This is a genomic window from Chitinivorax tropicus (genome assembly GCF_014202905.1).
GTDB lineage: Bacteria > Pseudomonadota > Gammaproteobacteria > Burkholderiales > SCOH01 > Chitinivorax > Chitinivorax tropicus.
In genome coordinates, this window is sequence record NZ_JACHHY010000011.1 from 41,884 (window position 1) to 61,831 (window position 19,948).

Here is a 19,948-nt window from a genome sequence, read left to right on the forward strand (position 1 = left end):
CACATGACGATCCATACCTGCGTTGACGATGACCCCGTAGGCCACCCAAATGCGTCGTCCACAATCCGGCACCAGCAGAGAAGGTGTGTAGACCAAGCGCGGTCGACTGGGCAAATTTGAATTTACAAAGGCTGGTCAGGAATGTTGCTTGGCGGCGCGGCACGCGCTGGGACGTGGGACTCCAACACCTGAAAGAACACCTCATCGTGACGGATCATGCCCAGCTCATTGCGTGCACGCTCCTCGATGGCGTCGTAACCTTGTTTCAGGTCGTTGACTTCAGCCTCCAATGAGGCGTTGCGGGCCTGCAACTGCTCATTGATGCCTTTTTGCTTGACCAGCTCAGCGTCATTCTTCCAGACACTCAGCCAGCTGCCCTTGCCGACCCAGAGCGGGTACTGTAGCAAAGCAATCAATGCAACCAGAATCAGTGTCAGAAAACGCATAGTGAACCAGCAATTGCCAAGATTAATGCGAATGTTACAGTGGATTGGAATAGTTTCAAGCAAAATGACGGAGTGAGGCATCGCCCCGCCCACCCCGGCACGGTGGCGCAATACAGGCGGCGCCCTGAGATGGCGCCGCCAACCTGCGCGTCAGCTTACTTCAAATGATAGAACGCCTGGCGGCCTGGGTAATAGGCAGCGTCACCCAATTCTTCCTCGATGCGCAGCAACTGGTTGTATTTCGCCATGCGATCAGAGCGGCTGAGCGAGCCGGTCTTGATCTGCATGCAATTGGTAGCCACCGCGAGATCGGCAATCGTGCTGTCCTCAGTCTCACCCGAGCGATGTGACATGACCGAGGTATACAGATTGCGTTTAGCCAGATCAACGGCCTGCAGCGTCTCGCTGAGTGTGCCGATCTGGTTGATCTTGACCAGCAGCGAATTGCAGATGCCGGTTTCAATCCCCTTGGCCAGGATCTTCGGATTGGTCACGAATACGTCATCGCCCACCAGCTGCACCTTCTTACCCAGCTTCTCGGTCAGCAGTTTCCAACCATTCCAGTCATGTTCACTCATGCCGTCTTCGATGGAGATGATCGGATATTTGTCAGCCAGCGTTGCCAGGTAATCTGCAAATTGCTCGGATGTCAGCTTGAGGCCACCCTCGCCTTCCAATACATAATGACCATCTTTGTAGAATTCGGAGCTTGCGCAATCCAATGCAAACAGCACATCTTCACCTGGGGTGTAGCCAGCTGCCGTTACGGCCTCGCTGATCAGGGCCAGGGCTTCTTCGTTCGATTTCAGGTTTGGCGCAAAGCCCCCTTCGTCACCGACGGTGGTAGGCATGCCTTTGGCATCGATGATCTTCTTCAGGTGATGGAAGATCTCTGCACCACAACGCAATGCATCGCGGAAGGTCTTGGCGCCGACCGGCATGATCATGAATTCCTGGATGTCCAGGCTGTTATTGGCATGTGCGCCGCCATTGATGACATTCATCATCGGCACCGGTAGCGCCATCGGGCCAGCACCACCCAGGTAACGGTACAGGGGCAGGCCCGCCTCTTCGGCGGCTGCCTTGGCCACGGCCACCGACACCGCCAGGATCGCATTGGCGCCCAGCCGGCTCTTGTTGTCGGTTCCATCCAGCTCGATCAAGGTCTTGTCGATGAATGCCTGATCAGCTGCGTCCAGGCCGATGATGGCTTCGCAGATCTCTGTATTGACAGCCTCGACAGCCTTCAACACCCCCTTGCCCAGATAACGGGACTTGTCGCCATCACGAAGCTCGACGGCCTCCTTCTCACCCGTGGAGGCACCAGAAGGCACTGCTGCACGGCCCATGACGCCGGATTCCAGCAGCACATCGGCCTCAACAGTAGGATTTCCACGAGAGTCCAGAATCTCACGTGCAACGACTTCAACGATAGAGCTCATGTCTCAACCTTTGTTCAATCAGTGGATGAATGGATTCAGCACCGTCAACGTTCGCTTTACTGGCCCAATTGGCTGGCCATCTCAAGTAGATGTCGACGGTTGTTTGAGCCCGCTCAATCTGCCAGTGCAGTATTTGAACGGACAATCAACTGGCTGCCCGGCCCAGCAGGCCGGCGCCATGGACAGTGTGGGGGACTGCACACGCTAAAGCGCATCAGCCCTGCTGTCCATCAGGAAACACCCGGAATCATTGATCAAGCAATGCCTGCTCTGCAAAGCCTGTTTCCTTGACCAGCCTGTCAATGGCTTGCAGGGTCTTCAACAACGATTTGAGCTGACCCAGGGGCCAGGCATTGGGGCCATCTGACAGCGCCTCGCATGGGTTAGGGTGGGTTTCCATGAACAACCCGGCAATACCGGTTGCCACGGCAGCCCGTGCCAACACTGGCACGAATTCGCGCTGCCCGCCGGATGCCGTCCCTTGCCCACCGGGCAACTGCACCGAGTGGGTAGCATCGAACACCACAGGGCAGCCTGTCTCGCGCATGATGGCCAGACTACGCATATCGGACACGAGATTGTTGTATCCGAAGCTGACACCCCGCTCGCAGGCCATGAATTGATCATCAGGCAGCCCTACCTCACGAGCCGCATCCCGCGCTTTATCCATGACATTCTTCATATCATGTGGCGCCAGGAACTGACCCTTCTTGAAATTGACTGGTTTGCCAGACTGCGCGCAGGCACGGATGAAGTCAGTCTGACGGCACAGGAATGCCGGTGTCTGTAACACATCAACCACGTCCGCCACTGGTTTGATCTGCTCGATATCATGTACGTCCGTCAGCACCGGCACACCAATCTGCTCACGCACCTTGGCCAGGATGCGCAGACCCTCGTCCATGCCAAATCCCCGGAACGACTTGCCTGATGAGCGATTGGCCTTGTCGAAGCTCGATTTGTAAATGAATGGGATACCCAGCTCGGTAGCGATTTCCTTGAGCTGCCCGGCAGTATCCAGCGCAAACTGCTCGCCTTCGATCACGCAGGGACCGGCAATCAGAAAAAATGGGTGATTCAACCCAACGTCAACGCCACACAGTTTCATGGTCTTATCCTGACTGGCCAGCGATGCATTGCCACCGCTCACCATAAAAAACGACAAAAACAAGCCGGCTTCTAGCCGGCTTGTCCATTCAGATCAGCAGTGCAATCCCTCACGCCCGTTCTCATGGGCATAGGCAATCGCCGCCTCGACATACGCTTTGAACAATGGATGTCCATCACGCGGCGTCGATGTGAATTCGGGGTGAAATTGACAGCCGAAGAACCAACGATGGCCTGGCAGCTCAATGGTTTCACACAAGTGGTTCGGATCGGTGGAACGACCGCTGACCTTGAGGCCTGCAGCCTCCAATCGTGACAGGTAATGATTGTTGACCTCATACCGATGGCGATGGCGCTCGACGATGCGGTTCGCACCATAGATGCGCGCAGCCAGCGACCCGTCAGCCAGATCACAATCCTGACCACCCAGGCGCATGGTGCCGCCCAGATTGGAATTCTCATCACGGGTTTCGATCTTGCCATCGCGATTCACCCACTCGTCGATCAGCGCAACGACCGGGAATGGTGTATCGCGTACAAATTCGGTGGAGTTGGCACCCGCCATGCCGGCCATGTCCCGTGCGTATTCGATCAGCGCCAACTGCATGCCCAGACAGATACCCAGATAGGGTACGTTGTGCTCACGAGCATAGCGCACAGCACGGATCTTGCCTTCTACACCGCGTTTACCGAAACCACCCGGCACCAGAATCGCATCCATGTCCTTGAGCTCGTGCAGATCGCCGGTTTCCAGCTCTTCGGAATCCAGATAGTGGATCTTCACGTCGCTGCGCGTGTGGATACCAGCATGCTTCAACGCTTCGATCAACGATTTGTAGGATTCGGTGAGATCGACATATTTGCCGACCATCGCAATATTGACAGTCTGCTTGGGGTTCTCTACTGCTTCGACGATCCGATCCCACAGACTCAGGTCTGCTTTTGGCAGCGTCAGCTGCAGTTGCTTGCAGATGATGTCGTCAATGCCTTGATCAGACAACACACGCGGAATCTTGTAGATCGAGTCCATGTCCGGGCAAGACACCACCGCACGCTCGGTCACATTGGTGAACAATGCAATCTTCTTGCGCTCATCGTCTGGCACCATGCGATCCGCGCGACAGATCAACACATCGGGTTGAATGCCGATTTCACGCATTTCCTTAACGGAATGCTGCGTCGGCTTGGTCTTGATCTCACCCGCAGCGGCAATGTAGGGCACATACGACAGGTGGACGAAGCAAGTGTTCTCGCGACCCAGCTCGACACCCATCTGGCGGATGGCCTCCAGAAAAGGCAGCGATTCGATATCGCCCACGGTGCCACCGACCTCGACCACTGCCAGATCAGCCTCACCCGCACCTTGCTCGACAAACAACTTGATTTCGTCGGTGATATGCGGAATGACCTGGACCGTCTTGCCCAGATAATCGCCCCGACGTTCTTTCTTGATCACGGATTCGTAAATCTGGCCCGTGGTGAAGTTATTGCACTTGCGCATCTTGGCTTGAATGAAGCGCTCATAATGGCCCAGATCCAGATCTGTCTCGGCGCCATCTTCTGTCACGAAGACTTCGCCGTGTTGCATCGGGCTCATGGTGCCTGGATCCACATTGATATAGGGGTCCAGCTTCATCATGGTGACCTTGAGGCCACGGGATTCGAGGATTGCCGCAAGTGACGCGGCGGCGATGCCTTTACCTAAAGAGGAGACAACGCCGCCGGTAACGAAGATATATTTAGTCATGTTAATACTGGCTAAATTGAATTCCGTATTTTACAGGAAACGAACCATTTCCTCAATTCACTTGCCAGCCCGCCAGCGTATGATCTGACATAAACCATCGATCATTCATCGACTTGTCCAATCCTGATTTTTTTCATCACCCTGGCAACCAACCGGCCTGTTTTTCGGCCCGCCACCTACGCAGCCATCGCACCGCCTCAACAGTCATAACGAAATCAACCCTCTACGCCCAGTCTTGCTTGCCTCTATCAGCGCGTGAAACAAAAAAGCGCCCGAAGGCGCTTTTTGCAGAACAGATGACCCACCAACTCAACGGGCCACTTCTTTCGCGAGATAGATCCAGGTCTCTACGACCGTATCCGGGTTCAAGGAGACGGTTTCAATTCCCTCCTCCACCAGCCATTTCGCCAGATCAGGGTGATCTGACGGGCCTTGCCCACAGATCCCGATATATTTGCCCTGCTTACGGCAAGCCTTGATTGCCATGGACAACATCGCCTTGACCGCATCATTACGCTCGTCGAACAATGATGCAATCGGACCACCCGAATCACGATCAAGCGCCAGTGTGAGCTGGGTCATATCATTCGAGCCGATCGAGAAACCATCGAAATATTCGAGGAATTGCTCAGCCAGGATCGCATTGGATGGAATCTCACACATCATGATCAGACGCAGGCCATTGTCACCCCGCTTCAGGCCATTCTGCGCCAACAATTCGACCACTTGCTTGGCCTCGGTCACAGTACGCACGAATGGGATCATGACCTCGACATTGGTCAGCCCCATGATGTTGCGCACTTTCTTGATGGCGCGGCATTCCAGCTCAAAACAATCACGGAAGGTGTCGCTGACGTAGCGTGATGCACCACGGAAGCCGATCATCGGGTTTTCCTCGTGCGGCTCATACAGCTGGCCACCGATCAGGTTCGAATATTCATTCGACTTGAAGTCGGACATGCGCACGATGACTTTTTTGGGCGCAAAGGCTGCACCAATGGTGGCGATCCCTTCAACCAGCTTTTCCACATAGAAATCGACCGGGTTGGCATAGCCACCGATGCGATCTTCGATGATGTCCTTCACGTCACTGGGCAGATTCGGATAAGCCAGCAGGGCTTTCGGATGAATGCCGATCATACGGTTGATGATGAACTCCAGCCGCGCCAAACCCACGCCCTCATTCGGCAAATGGGCAAAGTCGAAGGCCAGCTCAGGGTTGCCGACGTTCATCATCAATTTGACGGGTGAGGCTGGCATCTTATCCAGTGCCAGGTCCATCACTTCGACATCCAACAGGCCATTGTAGATATTGCCGGTATCCCCTTCCGCGCAGGACACAGTCACCTCCATGCCGTCTTCCAGCACATCGGTCGCATCACCGCAACCAACGACAGCAGGCACGCCAAGCTCACGGGCAATGATGGCTGCGTGGCAGGTGCGGCCACCGCGGTTGGTGACGATCGCTGCGGCACGCTTCATGACAGGCTCCCAATCCGGATCGGTCATGTCGGTGACCAGGATGTCGCCCTCTTTGACGCGCTCCATCTCTGCCACATCACGGATCATGCGCACCACGCCTTGGCCGACCTTCTGACCAATGGCACGCCCTGACGCCAGAATCTCTGATTTGTTGTTCAGGCGGTAGCGACGCAGCGTCTCAACACGGTTTTCCTGGGATTTGACTGTCTCTGGGCGCGCCTGCAGGATATACAGCTTGCCATCCACGCCATCACGCCCCCACTCAATGTCCATCGGACGCTGGTAGTGCTTTTCAATGATCAGCGCATAACGGGCCAGCTCTTCCACTTCGGCATCTGTCACCGAGAATACACGGCGGTCCGCCACCGGCACTTCGATGGTCTTGACCGAACGCCCCGCCTCGCGTGATTCGGCAAACACCATCTTGATCAGCTTGGAGCCACGGGTACGGCGCAGAATCGCCGGACGACCTGCCGCCAGGGTCGGCTTGTGGACATAGAATTCATCGGGGTTGACTGCCCCTTGGACGACAGTTTCGCCCAGGCCATAGGAAGAGGTGATGAACACCACATCGTTGAAGCCCGATTCGGTATCGATGGTGAACAACACGCCAGAGGCCCCGGAATCCGAACGCACCATGCGCTGAATACCCGCCGACAGCGCGACTTCGCCATGGGTGAAGCCCTTGTGCACGCGGTAGGCGATGGCACGGTCGTTATACAGTGAGGCGAAGACGTGCTTGATGGCCGCCATGACATTCTGCAAGCCATGGATGTTCAGGAAGGTCTCCTGCTGACCGGCAAACGAAGCATCCGGCAAGTCTTCCGCCGTGGCGGAGGAGCGCACAGCAACGGAGATGTCGCTGCCGGACTGCGCCACCATGTGGTCGTAGGCTGCAGTGATTTCTTCTTCGAGTTTGGCAGGGAAAGGCGTATCGACAATCCATTGGCGCACTTGCGCGCCAACTTTGGCCAAGGTCGCCACATCATCGACATTCAAGGTGGACACGGCGTCTTCGATGCGCTGGGCCAAACCTTCGTGCTGTAGAAAATCGCGATACGCCTGGGCAGTGGTTGCAAAGCCGCCCGGAACACGGACGCCGCTTTCAGCAAGCTGGGAAATCATCTCGCCGAGCGATGCGTTTTTGCCACCGACCTTGTCCACATCGGTCATACGCAGCTTTTCGAACCAAATGACGTAATTCTCTGCCATTATCAAATTCCTGTAATGTGGGGAAATCTGTGAGAGCCGTCTTCGGCATCCGGGCTCAAATGGGTGAACCGCCAACTTCCGGTCTTCTAAGCCCGCATCCGGCGACAGATCCGTAGAAGCGCGATTTTAACTTTTTTATGCCGTTTTTGGCAGCATTTGTTGCATGGCCACGGGCCGCAGCACCCGGACATTGCCCGATATGCCGCATCAGGACAAGAGTCTTTTGCTGCATTGCAACGAGCAAAGCAGGTCGACCAAACCTAGGGAATACCCTAGCCCTGTTGTTTTTGACAGATCTGGTTGAACCGGTGTCAACGGAACCTGTGGCTTATTACAATATAGTTGTTGGCATCCGGATTGGGTTGCTTCTGATTGCAGTCTCAGGTCGCTGATCTGCATCATCGCCAGCAATACCTGAACCCGATACGCTTGCCGATCAGCGCAACTGGTTTGTGCTCATCATCAACCCCCACGAATTGAGATCCATCATGTCCCATCGCCGCACCGTCTTCGTTGTCTCCGACCGCACAGGTATCACCGCTGAGATGCTTGGCCATAGTCTGCTCAGCCAGTTTGAAGGATTGGAGTTCCGCCGGGTGACACTGCCCTTCATCGACTCGCCCGACAAGGCACAGCAAGCCGCGACGCAGATCCAGGCTGCTGCCGACAACGACCATGAGCGCCCCATCGTTTTCAGCAGCATGGTGAACGAAAACATCCGGAACATGTTGAAGCTGGATTGCGCACTGAATCTCGATTTCTTCGAAGCCTTCATCGCCCCGCTGGAAAGCGAACTGGGTCGAGCGTCCTCGCACACGGTGGGCAAAGCACACAGCGTATCGAATTTCAACGAATACAATGCGCGGATCGAGGCGGTGAATTTCTCGATGGCGCACGATGATGGCATCAAGCCACGCGATCTGGCTGAAGCGGATGTGATTCTGGTTGGCGTGTCGCGCTCTGGCAAGACGCCCACCTGCCTGTATATGGCCTTGCAATTTGGCATCAAGGCGGCGAATTATCCGCTGATTCCGGAAGACCTGGGGGAGATCAAGCTGCCTCAGGCGCTTGCTCCGTATCGTCATAAGCTGTTCGGGCTGACCATTGCGCCGGATCGGCTGGCGCAGATCCGTACTGAGCGCAAACCCAACAGCAAATATGCATCGCTGGACAACTGCAGGTTTGAAACCGCCGAGGTGGAGGCGATCTTCCGGCGCGAGGGTGTCCCCTACATCAATACCACCAGTAAGTCTGTCGAGGAGATTTCCAGTACGATTCTCCACCAGGCCAAGCTGGAGCGGAAGGTATTCTGAAGCGAGCGTAGCATCTGATCGACCCGGCCTGCTCGATGGCTGCCGGGTCTATGGTCGGCTGTCGGCCAGCTCGACCCGATTGCGTCCTAGGCGCTTTGCTCGATACAACGCCTCATCCGCCAGCGCCAACAACGCACTGACTGTCTCTGCCCTGGATTCAGGCACCCCTGCCACGCCAATGCTGACGGATACGGCCAGCTCGCGGCCATCTTCCAGCTGGCACGGGGTGTCTGCGATCAGCCTGCATAAAGCCATGGCCAGCGCCTTGGCGCTGGCGATATCGGTCTCGGGCAGCAGCAGGGTCAGCTCTTCGCCACCATAGCGGGCAGCAGTGTCTCCTTGGCGCGTCCGGCTTTGGATCAGCTTGGCGATCTGCACCAGCACCCGATCGCCGGCCTGATGACCATAGGTATCGTTGACAGCCTTGAATCGATCGACGTCGATCATCATCACCGCCAACGACGTGCGATGGCGCAAGGCCCGCGCCAAGGCAGATTCCAGCGTACTCATCAGATACCGCCGGTTGTAAAGCCCCGTCAGCGAATCCACGACGGACATCCGCATCAGCTCGGCATTGGCCTTCTGCAGGGCCTGCTCAGCTGCCTTGCGCTGGGTGATGTCCCGCAGCACCACTACGGTGCCATTTTCACCACGGAAACGGGTGACGCCGACGGATAGCTCTACCTCGATGCGACGCCCGCCAAACGTCACCAGCACGCTCTCATAGACCGCCTCGACCGGGCTGCCCTGCAAACGACTGGCGTAATGGCGGGCGATCTTGTCGCGCTCCTCTGGCGCCACCCGGTCCAGCATATCCAGGCCGACCAATTGATCCGGGCCGCGCGCCTCCAGCATGTCGGCCATGACCTGATTGGCCAAGGTGATATGGGCATCCATCACGACAATGACGCCGTCGTGGATGTTGTGCAGCAACAAGCTGTATCGGGACTCGGACTCCTGCAGATCCGTCAGTGCCCGGTTCCGCTCTTCGATCTCCAATGCCAGCAAGGTGTTGGCCTGTTTCAGCGCCTCGGTCCGCTGTTCGACGATGCGATCCAGGTTTTCCTTGTGCTGCCGCAGCTCGGCTTCGACGCGCTTGCGGACGGTGATGTCGGTACCAATACCGCCCAAGGCATAGGGTCGCCCTCGGTCGTCGCTCAGCAGGAATTTGCTGGTCAGGAAGATGCGTGGCTCGACACCCAGCGTGATGTTTTCCTCGAACTCACCGACTGTGCGATTGTTGATCACCAGCTGGTCGTGCCGGTGCAATTGCATGGCGACCATGGGTGGCAGCAGGTCGGCATCGGTCTTGCCCAGGATCTGTTGCTCGCCTCGCTCCAGCAGGCTTTGCAGCGGCTCGTTCGCCAACAGGTATCGTCCCTGCAGATCCTTCAGGAAGATCAGCGCCTGAGCATGGCTGACGATGGCTTTGAGGCGGCCTTCGCTCTCACGCAAGGCGTATTCCGCCATCTTGCGTTGTTGCGATTCACTCCGCAGGGCGAGATTGAGTGTTTCCAATTCAGTGACCGTTTCACGCAAGCGCTGGTTGGCCGTGCGCTCAGCATTTGTGGCAGCCACCACTTCCGAGACGGTCTGCCCGATCTTTTCCGACATCACATCAAAAGCATGGGCCAGGTGACGGAATTCCCCGCTGATCACGGCTGGCATGCGATAGGCGTAGTTACCGGCAGCCACCTGATTGGCGCCATCAATCAGCAGCTTGATTGGGCGGGTCATGCGCAGGATCAGCAGCACGCCCGCGATGCCGATGGGCAGCAACACGCCCAACGAGCCCAGCCAGATCAATTGAAGTGTGCGCCGCTGCCCCACCTCCAGCGCGGCATGCAAAGGGGCGGTGGCTGCCTCGGCAGCATCAGCCGGAACCACCATGACCAAACGCCAGGGCAGATAGCGCATTGGATGAAACGCCACATATCGTGGGGTGCCGCGTAGCGCGACCTGCACCACACCCACGTCACCGGCGGCGATCCGGCCCAACAATTCGTTGAAGGCGACATTGCCACTACCCGAAATGGTAGGTAGCTGATTCTGCATGGAGATCAGATCCAGCTGGCTGCGCCCGACGGGTGTAATGGCAACCACGCGCCGCCGCGCATCCAGCACAAAGCTGAAATGTCCGTTAAAACCATCATCGCGCCCGGAGTCGATCGCCAATTGCATCAGCGGGATTTCTGCCGCCACAAACCCCAGCACCCGCTTTCCATCGCTCACTGGCGACAATGCTGCAACGATCAGTCGATGATGCGACATCATGGCGGCCATGGCTTCTGTCCAGCGGATATCACCAGGTACGGTCAGGCCCGCCGTGGTGGACAGCAGATGTGAATGCAGGCCTTTATCCACTCGCCGCTGCATGCCACCGGTGCCGAACTCAGCCACCTCACCGGTGCTGCTTTCCAGAAAGTACACGCGCCCGGCCCAGGTGTCACGGGCCGCCAGGGCCGACAGCAGGCCCGACAGCGACTCCTGCAACGCGCCGCCACGCTGCAGGTGGCGGGACATGACCTTGGCACCATCACCGGCCACACTGGCGACCTGCTCCAACTGCGCATCCAGCAAGGCCGCACGGGTCGTGACCAGCCGTTCGATGAAGCCTGTGGCCTGGTCCGTCATGATCCGGTTGACATCACGCTCCATCTCGTTGGCCATGCTGTCCATGGTCCGCCAGACCAGATAGGCATAGCCGCCACTGAGGCCCAGAACCATCAACACCATCACGATCATCAACCGATGCGAGAACCGCAGTGACAACCGCATCGCGTTCAGCATCCCCACTCATTCCGCATCATGTCCAATCCGCCTTATTGATCAAACCGATTGAATAACAGAAGGCTCTACATCAGAGATATACAGGGTGGCCATGTGATGCTACCCGATGCCTACTGGGCTGCCAATGCCCCCCCGCAAGCCCAGTCGGCGCTGGCGGTCTCATTGTGCTGTTCGCTCAGCTGGGCGTGTTTAGGTACACTGCACAGGGGCCGGGGTCCTTTGCGTCAGGCGGCCCTGCATGATGATGCCACGAGGTGCCGGTGGTACGGCCCGTCAAGCCCCGTGCGGTGCCCGACCCTGCAGCAAGGTCACGCGCCACGCGGGGTGGATGGCCAGTCAGGTGTGGTGAGATGAAACGCTACCGACACCGTTGACGAACCAATCCATAAAAACGATATCTCAACTGACAGATCCCGAACCAGAACCTTCGGGTCGCATGCATCATATGGTGATCCATACAGACAATTCGCCAAAATGATGCAGGTCAATGCGAGCTATGAAACCGTGTCAACAGAACCTAGACTGACTATACGACCCTTTATCAGAAGATGCCCGAATCAAGGAACCCTATGGCCATTGTCCCGCCCGCCCAAGCCATCAACGTACCCAGATTGGGCAGTGCCTTCGGGATGTCGGACCGTGGGCAGGTAAGAACCAATAATGAAGACAACTTTCTGATCGACCCTGTGCTGTCGCTGATCGCAATCTGCGATGGCATGGGGGGGCATCACCATGGTGAAGTCGCGGCGGAACAGACGCTGGAGGAAATCCGCAATTTCCTGATGGCCTCCACCCAGGGGGTGCCGTTGCCCGGCCACCCTGGCCATGTGTTCGAGCCAGACCCCGACGCCACATGGCCCGATCAAGTGATGCCATCGATCGCCACGCTCTGGGATGCTGTCGAATACGCCAACGACCGTTTATACGAGCGTAATCTGAACAGTCAGAGCGGGCACCTGTATGGCATGGGCAGCACGGTGACCGGCGTCTGGCGCATGACTCAGGATAGCCCATTGATGTGCTTCCATGTGGGTGACAGCCGCCTGTACCGATTCCGTGAATATGAACTGACCCGCCTGACCAAGGATCACACCCTCTATCAACAAGCCATCGACGAGGGCCTGGTCGATACACTGCCCAATCGCAATCTGTTGTTGCAAGCCATTGGGCCATCTGCCAGTGTCCGGCCCGACATCAAGGCTGTCGATACCACGCCGGGTGATGTCTACCTGCTTTGCACCGACGGTCTGCACGGCATTGTGCCCGAATTGGAAATCGAGCGGTTGCTGAGGAACATCTGCTATCTGCCACTGGAAGCGCAATGCGAGCAATTGATTGCCTTGGCCAATGACTTTGGCGGATCGGACAATGTTACTGTCATGTTATTACAAATGGACTAACAGCTATTGACATGATTCCATGTCTGCTCAAGCTGCGTAAAAGTCTGATACGGTCGGCGGTGCAAGCCGATCTAGCCGCCAGCCATCATGCCTGCGAAGGCTTCAGGCGGCGGCAAGCCGACATAACCCTGCATCACCGCCGCCACATCTGCTGACCCCATGGTCCACCACAGGCTGTGCCGATCGAACAGCACCTGATTGACCGACTCCATGGGATGTGTCTGCACCAATGAGAGCATCAGCGGCCAACCGGGCGGCACATGGACAGCAGGGGGCGCCCACGGTGGCAATGCAAGCAGCGCCTGGTCAAAGCCTGCGAGATCGAAGTCCTCACTCAGCGCATGGAGCGCCCAGCCCTCCAGCCCATCGAACCAGGCACCCAGCCCGCACACATCCGGCCATTGGGCGGGCAAGGCAGTTGGCGCAGCCAGAGTCAGCGGGAAGTATCGCCCCACCTTGTCCACGCTGGGCACCAGGATGCCAGCCCAGTTGTCCGGCCCCAGCACGCCCCGCCCCAGCGCAAACCGCCAGATCGGCGCCACCAGATAGTGCGGCAGCCATTGCTCCTCCAGCGCCGTCTGGCTATGCATCATGGCCTGCTGCAGCCATTGATCCCAAGGCTCGGTGAACGAGGTCGGGAGCCGACGACACAGGAAATCACCATGACTGGGTACTTTGCCAAAAAAACCAACACTCATATCGACCTTTCCATCAAACAGGCAAACGCCTCGCTATTGTCGATCACAGCCGATCCAGACATCTGAATCGCTCCAACACATCGCGCCGGAAGGGGTTGATCACGCTGCTGGCTGTCAGCTCGAAGCTGGCCTTTTTACCCTCCAGGTCAAAGGTGACTTTGTAGCGTTCCGCCTGGGGTGTGGTTTCGACAGTGGCTTTGTCCAGCAAGCGGAACAAGGCCCAGGGGCCATCCGTATGCAATGAGCCTGCCCCGTTGGAGGGCGCATAATCCACCTTTGCCGCGCCCAGCCCTTTGCCACTGGGCACCTGGAAAGGCGTGGCCGATGCCAATGCGGTGGTGCTGAGCGTCATCACCGTGCCATCGATATCGATGGCCAGCTTGGTCAGGGCCGGGTCGATGCTGAGTGGCTTCAGTTGGAAGCGGAAGGATGGCTGATTACCGCCGAGCGCGAAGAAGGTGTCACGAATCCGCGCTGCCCGCTGGAATTCGGCCAAGGTGTCCGGCGGAATACCCAACGAGTCGCTTCCCGTACCACGTAGCCGCCAGGTCGGGCCGGACATATCGACATACTGTTGCAGATTTTTCTGGAAGAAATCATCGACCAGCCCAGCGGGCGCAAACAGGCGGCCAAAGTCATCTGGCGTGATCTCCTTGGCCTGGCCACGGCTGATTGGGTAGCGGCCCGCCACGGCTTGGCGGCAGAATGGCGCCACCTGCGCATTCCATAGCGCATTCAACCGCTCGCGCTCGCTGCCTTGTGTCAGCGCACTGCTCGCGCCATCCGCCGATTGCAGGATGGCGGACAGCGGTGCAGGTTTACCTTCGGCCTCCCGGCGTAGTTTCAGCAATGCATCGCCGGGCGGAGCGGGGCTGCCGGTCTTCTTGGCGGCATTGGTCGCATCGAGGAATGCCGATGCTTCCTTCATTGCCGCCAGCGAATGATCCAGCGCTGAAGGGGTGCCTGCAGGGGCGTTCGCCAGCTTGTGCAGGTCGTCGAAATGCACGTCCACCGGGTTTCCGGCATCCCCCCCGGCTGGCTGTGCGGTGCCGCCAAGGGCTTGCGTCAGGGTTTTCAGCTTTCCCTTCACCTTGTCGAGCACAGCGGCGTTCTGCGCTTCGACCGGTGCCAAGGTGGTCTCTTTCGCGGCGGCCACCAGAAACTTCTTCAAAGGCGAAGCCGCCCCACCTAACAGATTCAGCACCCTGGCCGCTTGGTCGAGATTGTTGAAATTGACCACGGTTACATCCGCCAGCAGGGCCTCCCACTGTTTGATGTAATCGTCGTAATACAGCTGCAAGACAGCAGCCTTCATATCGTCCAGCTGGCGCGGGTCGAGCGTGGTTTGTTGATCCAATATCCAATTGTCCTTGGCTGCATTCGCCAAGGCGCCATCCACCGACGACAGCAAACGTTTATAGCCCTCCACTGTATACAGCCCCGGCAGGGCTTGTGTCAGCGCCTGCCCGCTCTTGCGGGTCAATGCGCTGGCGGCGTCCTTACCCGCAGCCTGCACGATATCGAATGCGGGTGAGGGCGCATCCATCATCTCCCGCTTCAGTGCGCTATAAATGCGCTGCTCGGTAGGCATATTCGCCAGCACGGTGCGGGCTTGTGCAATCAGCGTGGAATCGGTCGGCACTGCAGTGCTGGTATCCAACGATTCAGCCCAGGCTGCGACATGGTCGATCAGTGCTGCCCTCTGCGCCGTGGTCGCGCCTTGTAAAGTCTGCACCCAGGCACTTCCCCAGCTTGCAACGGCCTTTGGGTCGAGGTGGGTGCGATCACCCAGCATCAGGTAGGTACGCAGGCTGTTGTACAGCTGATCGGCACTGACTGCTTCGCTGCGGCGCAGGTCATCTTCCAGCCGGTTGACGATCTGGGGCTGCAGTGCGTCAGTCAACAACCGCCGGTAGGTGGCCTGTGTCTGCTCTCCCAGATTGTCTCCTTGATACAGGCCGAACTGCAGACTGAGCGGCACGCTGGCAGCACGCTCGGCATAGCCGGTGGGCAAGGCCCGGGCCTGATCCAGCAAGGGCAGCGCATCCAGTGGGCCGTTGCGGCCCTGTAGCGACTTGGCGCTATGCTGCAAGGTGCCAGTGCTGGCGGCGACAGCCTGGATCAGCTGCTGATTGCGGACATAGCTGGTGATCAGCCCCGCCCCTAGCAACAGGGTGATCAATACGATACCGGTGATGCCTCCCCATTGCAGATATTTGCGGCGTTGCTCCAGCCGCAGATCAGCTCCGGCCAGACCCGATTCAGCGAAGACCACTTCTCGCAACAGGCGGTTGATGAAATAGCTGCGGCCACTGCTTGCATTGGCCGGCAAAGCAGCGCGGGGCAGGTCGAAGGAATTCGCCAGGGCACCGATGATGCGGTCGATCGGGCTGCCGTTCTGGGTGGCGCTGGTGAAATACATGCCACGCAACAAGGCTGGCTCTTGATAGCGGCTGGCGCTGAATACCTCTCTCACAAATCGCTGGGCGGAATCATGCAGCAACGCGAATTGCTGTGGGAAGCCATAGATCAACGCCCTACGGCGCAAGTCGCGCTCCTGCTGGATGCGATCCACCATCCGGCGTTGCAGCTGCCGCTCCAGGGTCTTCATCTCAGCAGGTAACATCGCCAGCGTCTGCTCAACGTGGCTGGCGTCGACATACGGAAAGGTGACACCCCACACCTGCCCCCGTTCATCTTTCCCCAATTGATCGAAAAACTCGACAAACCCGGCCAGCAGGTCGCATTTGGTGATCACCACATAGATCGGAAAGCGGATGCCCAGCTTGTCGTGCAGCTCTTTGATGCGCTCACGGACCGCCCGGACATGATGCTGGTGCACGCCCTCATCCTGCTGCAATAGATCCAACGCGCTGACTGCCAGGATCAAGCCATTGATCGGTCGCCGCCGCCGGTGTTTTTTCAACAGGCCCAGAAAGCCCAGCCAAGCGCCTTGATCCGCCGGGCCAAAGCTATCCTGCGTGATATAGCGCCCTGCGGTGTCCAACAGCACTGCTTCGTCGGCAAACCACCAGTCGCAATTGCGCGTCCCCCCTACCCCGCCGATCGGCCCTTTGCCAAACTGATCCGCCAGCGGAAATTGCAGGCCCGATTCATTCAAGGCGGTGGTCTTGCCACCACCAGGTGCCCCCACGATCAAATACCACGGAATGTCATAGAGGTAATGGGCGCCACGCCTGCCGCCATGTGCTTTACGCAAGGTATCCAGCGCTTCTTGGAAACGCTTGCCCAGAGCCACCACCTCGCTGGCCGACTCAGTGGCCCCGGGTTGCACAACAGTCGCATCGGTATCCACCACCACGCCTTGCCGCAGTCGCAAGTCGGCAAGGCGTGCCCATAGCCACTTCAGCCCGAAATACAATACCCAGGCCACCAGCAGCAGGGCGATCACCACCCAGCGTGTGGTGCTCGATTCAAATGGTTTCTTGTCATCAAAGGCCAGCAGCGGGCCCTCGAACCAAACCAACAACGACAGGATCAGCACTCCGATGAAGGCCAGGACTGGCCGTCTGATCAACCAAGAGAACAATGTTCGCATAAAGTATCCAATGTGCAATTCAATGCGAATCGATCAATCGTCATCGCGCCCCACCCACTGGCACAAACAGCACGATCTCCACCCGACGGTTACGCGCCCGGTTGGCGGGCGTATCGTTTGGTGCCAGGGGCTCGCTGTCGGCCCGACCTTCGATGGTGTAACGCGTGGCGGGCCCCGCTTGCTCGATCAACAGGGTGGCCACGGCACTGGCCCGCGCCCGGGATAGCTCCCAATTCGACGGGAAGCGGGCGGACATGGCACGTCGATCATCGGTATGCCCTACCACCGATACCTTGCCAGGATTGACCTTCAACGCTTCACCGATACGCACCATCAACGGCTGGAATCGGCTATCGAGCTCCGCGCTGCCCGAGGCGAACATGCCATCCCCACGGATCGACACGATCGATCGGTCAGCCGTATCCTGCACGGTGACCAGACCTTCATCGATTTCCCGTTGCAGGAACTTGCCCAACCTCACGACTGGCACGGCAGGCTTGACCGGCACCGGTGCGGGCCGGACGGCTTCGATCCGGATCTGAGCCAGGTTGCTCATCACCGGATCGGTGTCCCGGCCCAGCCAGAAGTGGAACAGCAGGTGCAGCAACCCCAGAATCAACAACGCCGCCACACCGATCACCCACAATGGCAACAGGCTCATCAGCTGCTTGCGCTGTGCCTGCGCGGCCCGCCAGCGGGGTGACAGGTCCTGCTCGACCAAGCCGCGCTGGTTGCGGATCAGCTGATGCAACCGCTCCCGTAGCAGATCGAGCTGGGTGCGCCCGCCATCGATCAAGCGATAACGCCCCTCAAAACCCAGCGCCAGACACAGATAGAACAGCTCCAGCGCATCGATGTTGCGGGCAGCATCCTGAGCCAGCCGCTGCAATACCACAAAGAATTTTTCACCGCCGAATGCCTCATTATGAAAAGTCACCAACAGGCTGCGGCTGGCCCAGGCCCCGCTGCCGCCCCAAGGCGTGGAGGTCACGGTTTCATCCATCATGGTGCACAGCGCATAGCGGGCGGCGGCCAGGGCCTCGAAATCGACACCTGCCGCTTTGGCCTCAGTCTCGAAGGCCCGCACCGCCTCGACCACCCGCTGGCGTAGCGCTTCGATGTCGGGACAGCTGGCCATCTGCCGTAACGGCATGACCAAGCTCAGCAGCACATGGGCTGCCGACACCAAGGGATTCAAGCCGCCAGCGGGCAAGGCCGGTATCGGCCCGCTGCCCGCAGGCCATGGTGCCGATGCAGCCGCCTGCGGGGTCGCACCCCCCCCACCCGGCGCGGACGCAATGATCGTGGATTCGTGCTCACTCGTGGCGGGCTGCGGCGGTTTACGGCCACCGGGCGCGGGTATCAGCAGCGTCCGATCGGCATCTGGAGGAAGATTCTCGCTGGCCATGGCTTAACTCCTGATCGCCCAGAATTCCATCTGCAGGCCCGGAAAATCACCCGGCACATGCAATGCAAAACCGGCGGAGCTGTGCATGGCGGCCCAATACTCACCGGCCCGCTCCAGCTCGAAATAGGTGAACCCGGCATGGAACGGCAGCTGACGTGGCGCCACCGCCATGGGCCGTAGGATGATGCCCGGCAGTTGCAGATTGACCAGATCGCGGATCTTCTCGACCGGCCCGATCTTCACCTGTGCCGGAAAGCCACTGCGTATCGTTTCGGGTGGCAGGTTGGCGTTGACGGCCAGCACGAAGGATGCATGCTTGAACAAGGTCTTGTCCTGCACAATGGCCACATGGATGCCAAATTGGCGTGCTTCGATCGGGATCGGGAAGGCATGCGGGTCCATCACCAGGCTCAAGGACTGACGGATGTCCAGCACCAGCGGCTGCAGCGTCTCCGCCAATCGGTCGTGACGATAGGCCGGGTATTCTCCCGCTCGTTTGCTGGTCTTGGAAAAGGTCGCCAGCTCACCCGCCAGCTGTAGCAGCTCACAATACAGCGCCTCTGGATGCAGGCCGGTCATCGCCCCCAGATGATTGAACAACGGTTGCTGCCGATTGATCAATTGCAGCAGCAGGAAGTCCGCGATCTCCCCCACCCCCGCCACGCCAGGCTGTGCCAGCCTGGCTGCCAGCATCTCACCACGTTGGTGCAACAGGCCCTTGACCTCTTCGGTGAAGGCCAACAGACGGGCAGATGCCCGGCAGTCGAGACTGGGCGGAATGTAATCCGGGTCGAGCACCAACTGGTTGTCCGGGCGGCGCTCCAGCACGCGGGCAAGCCCAACATAGCTGTAGGCATTGCTGACATCATCCTCCAACGCCAGCCGCAGCCGCATTTTCCCGATATGCATGGTCGCCAGCTCGTCATCATCACCGCTGGTATTGCGCACCTCATGCTCTTCCATGCGATAACGGGCAAATCGCTCCTCGCCGGTTTCCTCCATCGCCTCGACGATGCCGGGACGCCTATCGGGCAAGGCCAGCACCACCAGCACATCACGGGCATCCTCGGGAACCGCCAACGGCAAGGGGAGATCATCCTCTTGCGGCAACGAAAACGGTGTGCCATCCGGCAATACACCACTGCACGCCAACAGCGACATTTTGCCCAACGCCAGCTGGGCTTCATCGATTTTCAGTGAGGTCAGGCCCCAACCATAGGGGCGCAACCTGCCACAGCGTAATTCCAGCTGGGTCTGCAGAAAACGGTCGTGCTGCTGCAAATGCTGTGGCTGCAGGAACATGCCCTCGGACCACACGACTTTGCTGTTCCACGACATCTTATG

General features: G+C 58.5%; 12 protein-coding genes. 2 read left to right on the plus strand and 10 right to left on the minus strand.

Going from position 1 to position 19,948, the window contains the following annotated elements; translation table 11 throughout:
* Positions 1 to 122: 122 nt before the first annotated feature.
* From ftsB to ppsA, 5 genes are all read right to left on the minus strand, one after another.
* Positions 123 to 446, minus strand: a complete 324-nt coding sequence (ftsB, locus tag HNQ59_RS09915) for a cell division protein FtsB (protein WP_184038512.1) — start codon at positions 444 to 446, stop codon at positions 123 to 125.
* A 155-nt stretch (positions 447 to 601) separates the two neighbouring features.
* Positions 602 to 1,888 carry a phosphopyruvate hydratase gene (eno, locus tag HNQ59_RS09920; RefSeq protein ID WP_184038515.1) on the minus strand — a complete coding sequence of 429 codons (1,287 nt, stop codon included), beginning with the start codon at positions 1,886 to 1,888 and terminating at the stop codon, positions 602 to 604.
* 247 nt (positions 1,889 to 2,135) lie between these two features.
* The gene (gene kdsA, locus HNQ59_RS09925; protein ID WP_184038518.1) at positions 2,136 to 2,996 is read right to left on the minus strand and encodes a 3-deoxy-8-phosphooctulonate synthase; all 861 of its coding nucleotides are present in this window, start codon (positions 2,994 to 2,996) and stop codon (positions 2,136 to 2,138) included.
* 93 nt (positions 2,997 to 3,089) lie between these two features.
* Positions 3,090 to 4,742 carry a CTP synthase gene (gene pyrG, locus HNQ59_RS09930; protein ID WP_184038520.1) on the minus strand — a complete coding sequence of 551 codons (1,653 nt, stop codon included), beginning with the start codon at positions 4,740 to 4,742 and terminating at the stop codon, positions 3,090 to 3,092.
* Positions 4,743 to 5,051: 309 nt separating this feature from the next.
* On the minus strand, positions 5,052 to 7,436 hold the full coding sequence (gene ppsA, locus HNQ59_RS09935; RefSeq protein WP_184038522.1) for a phosphoenolpyruvate synthase: 2,385 nt from the start codon (positions 7,434 to 7,436) through the stop codon (positions 5,052 to 5,054).
* Between the two features lie 488 nt (positions 7,437 to 7,924).
* Here ppsA and ppsR point away from each other — a divergent pair, with 488 nt between their 5' ends.
* On the plus strand, positions 7,925 to 8,749 hold the full coding sequence (ppsR, locus tag HNQ59_RS09940; RefSeq protein WP_184038525.1) for a posphoenolpyruvate synthetase regulatory kinase/phosphorylase PpsR: 825 nt from the start codon (positions 7,925 to 7,927) through the stop codon (positions 8,747 to 8,749).
* A 48-nt stretch (positions 8,750 to 8,797) separates the two neighbouring features.
* Here the strand turns inward: ppsR and HNQ59_RS09945 are convergent, their stop codons facing one another.
* Entirely contained in the window at positions 8,798 to 11,539 is a 2,742-nt protein-coding gene (locus HNQ59_RS09945; RefSeq protein ID WP_184038528.1) for a diguanylate cyclase, read from the minus strand.
* Positions 11,540 to 12,108: 569 nt separating this feature from the next.
* Here HNQ59_RS09945 and HNQ59_RS09950 point away from each other — a divergent pair.
* Positions 12,109 to 12,939: a PP2C family protein-serine/threonine phosphatase gene (locus HNQ59_RS09950; RefSeq protein WP_184038531.1), complete on the plus strand. Its 831-nt coding sequence runs from the start codon at positions 12,109 to 12,111 to the stop codon at positions 12,937 to 12,939.
* 71 nt (positions 12,940 to 13,010) lie between these two features.
* Here HNQ59_RS09950 and tagF read toward each other — a convergent pair whose 3' ends face one another.
* The 4 genes from tagF to tssK are packed head-to-tail and all read right to left on the minus strand — an operon-like array spanning position 13,011 to position 19,942.
* Positions 13,011 to 13,637 (minus strand): type VI secretion system-associated protein TagF, encoded by a 627-nt coding sequence (gene tagF, locus HNQ59_RS09955; protein ID WP_184038534.1) that lies wholly within the window; start codon positions 13,635 to 13,637, stop codon positions 13,011 to 13,013.
* 43 nt (positions 13,638 to 13,680) lie between these two features.
* Entirely contained in the window at positions 13,681 to 17,196 is a 3,516-nt protein-coding gene (gene tssM / locus HNQ59_RS09960) for a type VI secretion system membrane subunit TssM (RefSeq protein ID WP_184038537.1), read from the minus strand.
* A 40-nt stretch (positions 17,197 to 17,236) separates the two neighbouring features.
* Positions 17,237 to 18,604 carry a type IVB secretion system protein IcmH/DotU gene (icmH, locus tag HNQ59_RS09965; RefSeq protein WP_184038539.1) on the minus strand — a complete coding sequence of 456 codons (1,368 nt, stop codon included), beginning with the start codon at positions 18,602 to 18,604 and terminating at the stop codon, positions 17,237 to 17,239.
* 3 nt (positions 18,605 to 18,607) lie between these two features.
* Positions 18,608 to 19,942, minus strand: coding sequence for a type VI secretion system baseplate subunit TssK (gene tssK, locus HNQ59_RS09970; protein WP_184038541.1), 1,335 nt, complete (start codon positions 19,940 to 19,942; stop codon positions 18,608 to 18,610).
* Between the last annotated feature and the right edge of the window lie 6 nt (positions 19,943 to 19,948).

Bases quoted from the DNA above. Each gene is read 5' to 3' on its own strand.
- eno (WP_184038515.1), bottom strand. From the start codon at position 1,888: ATGAGCTCTATCGTTGAAGTCGTTGCACGTGAGATTCTGGACTCTCGT.
- icmH (WP_184038539.1), bottom strand. From the start codon at position 18,604: ATGGCCAGCGAGAATCTTCCTCCAGATGCCGATCGGACGCTGCTGATA.
- HNQ59_RS09950 (WP_184038531.1), top strand. From the start codon at position 12,109: ATGGCCATTGTCCCGCCCGCCCAAGCCATCAACGTACCCAGATTGGGC.
- ppsR (WP_184038525.1), top strand. From the start codon at position 7,925: ATGTCCCATCGCCGCACCGTCTTCGTTGTCTCCGACCGCACAGGTATC.
- tssK (WP_184038541.1), bottom strand. From the start codon at position 19,942: ATGTCGTGGAACAGCAAAGTCGTGTGGTCCGAGGGCATGTTCCTGCAG.
- ppsA (WP_184038522.1), bottom strand. From the start codon at position 7,436: ATGGCAGAGAATTACGTCATTTGGTTCGAAAAGCTGCGTATGACCGAT.
- tssM (WP_184038537.1), bottom strand. From the start codon at position 17,196: ATGCGAACATTGTTCTCTTGGTTGATCAGACGGCCAGTCCTGGCCTTC.
- HNQ59_RS09945 (WP_184038528.1), bottom strand. From the start codon at position 11,539: ATGCTGAACGCGATGCGGTTGTCACTGCGGTTCTCGCATCGGTTGATG.
- pyrG (WP_184038520.1), bottom strand. From the start codon at position 4,742: ATGACTAAATATATCTTCGTTACCGGCGGCGTTGTCTCCTCTTTAGGT.
- ftsB (WP_184038512.1), bottom strand. From the start codon at position 446: ATGCGTTTTCTGACACTGATTCTGGTTGCATTGATTGCTTTGCTACAG.
- tagF (WP_184038534.1), bottom strand. From the start codon at position 13,637: ATGAGTGTTGGTTTTTTTGGCAAAGTACCCAGTCATGGTGATTTCCTG.
- kdsA (WP_184038518.1), bottom strand. From the start codon at position 2,996: ATGAAACTGTGTGGCGTTGACGTTGGGTTGAATCACCCATTTTTTCTG.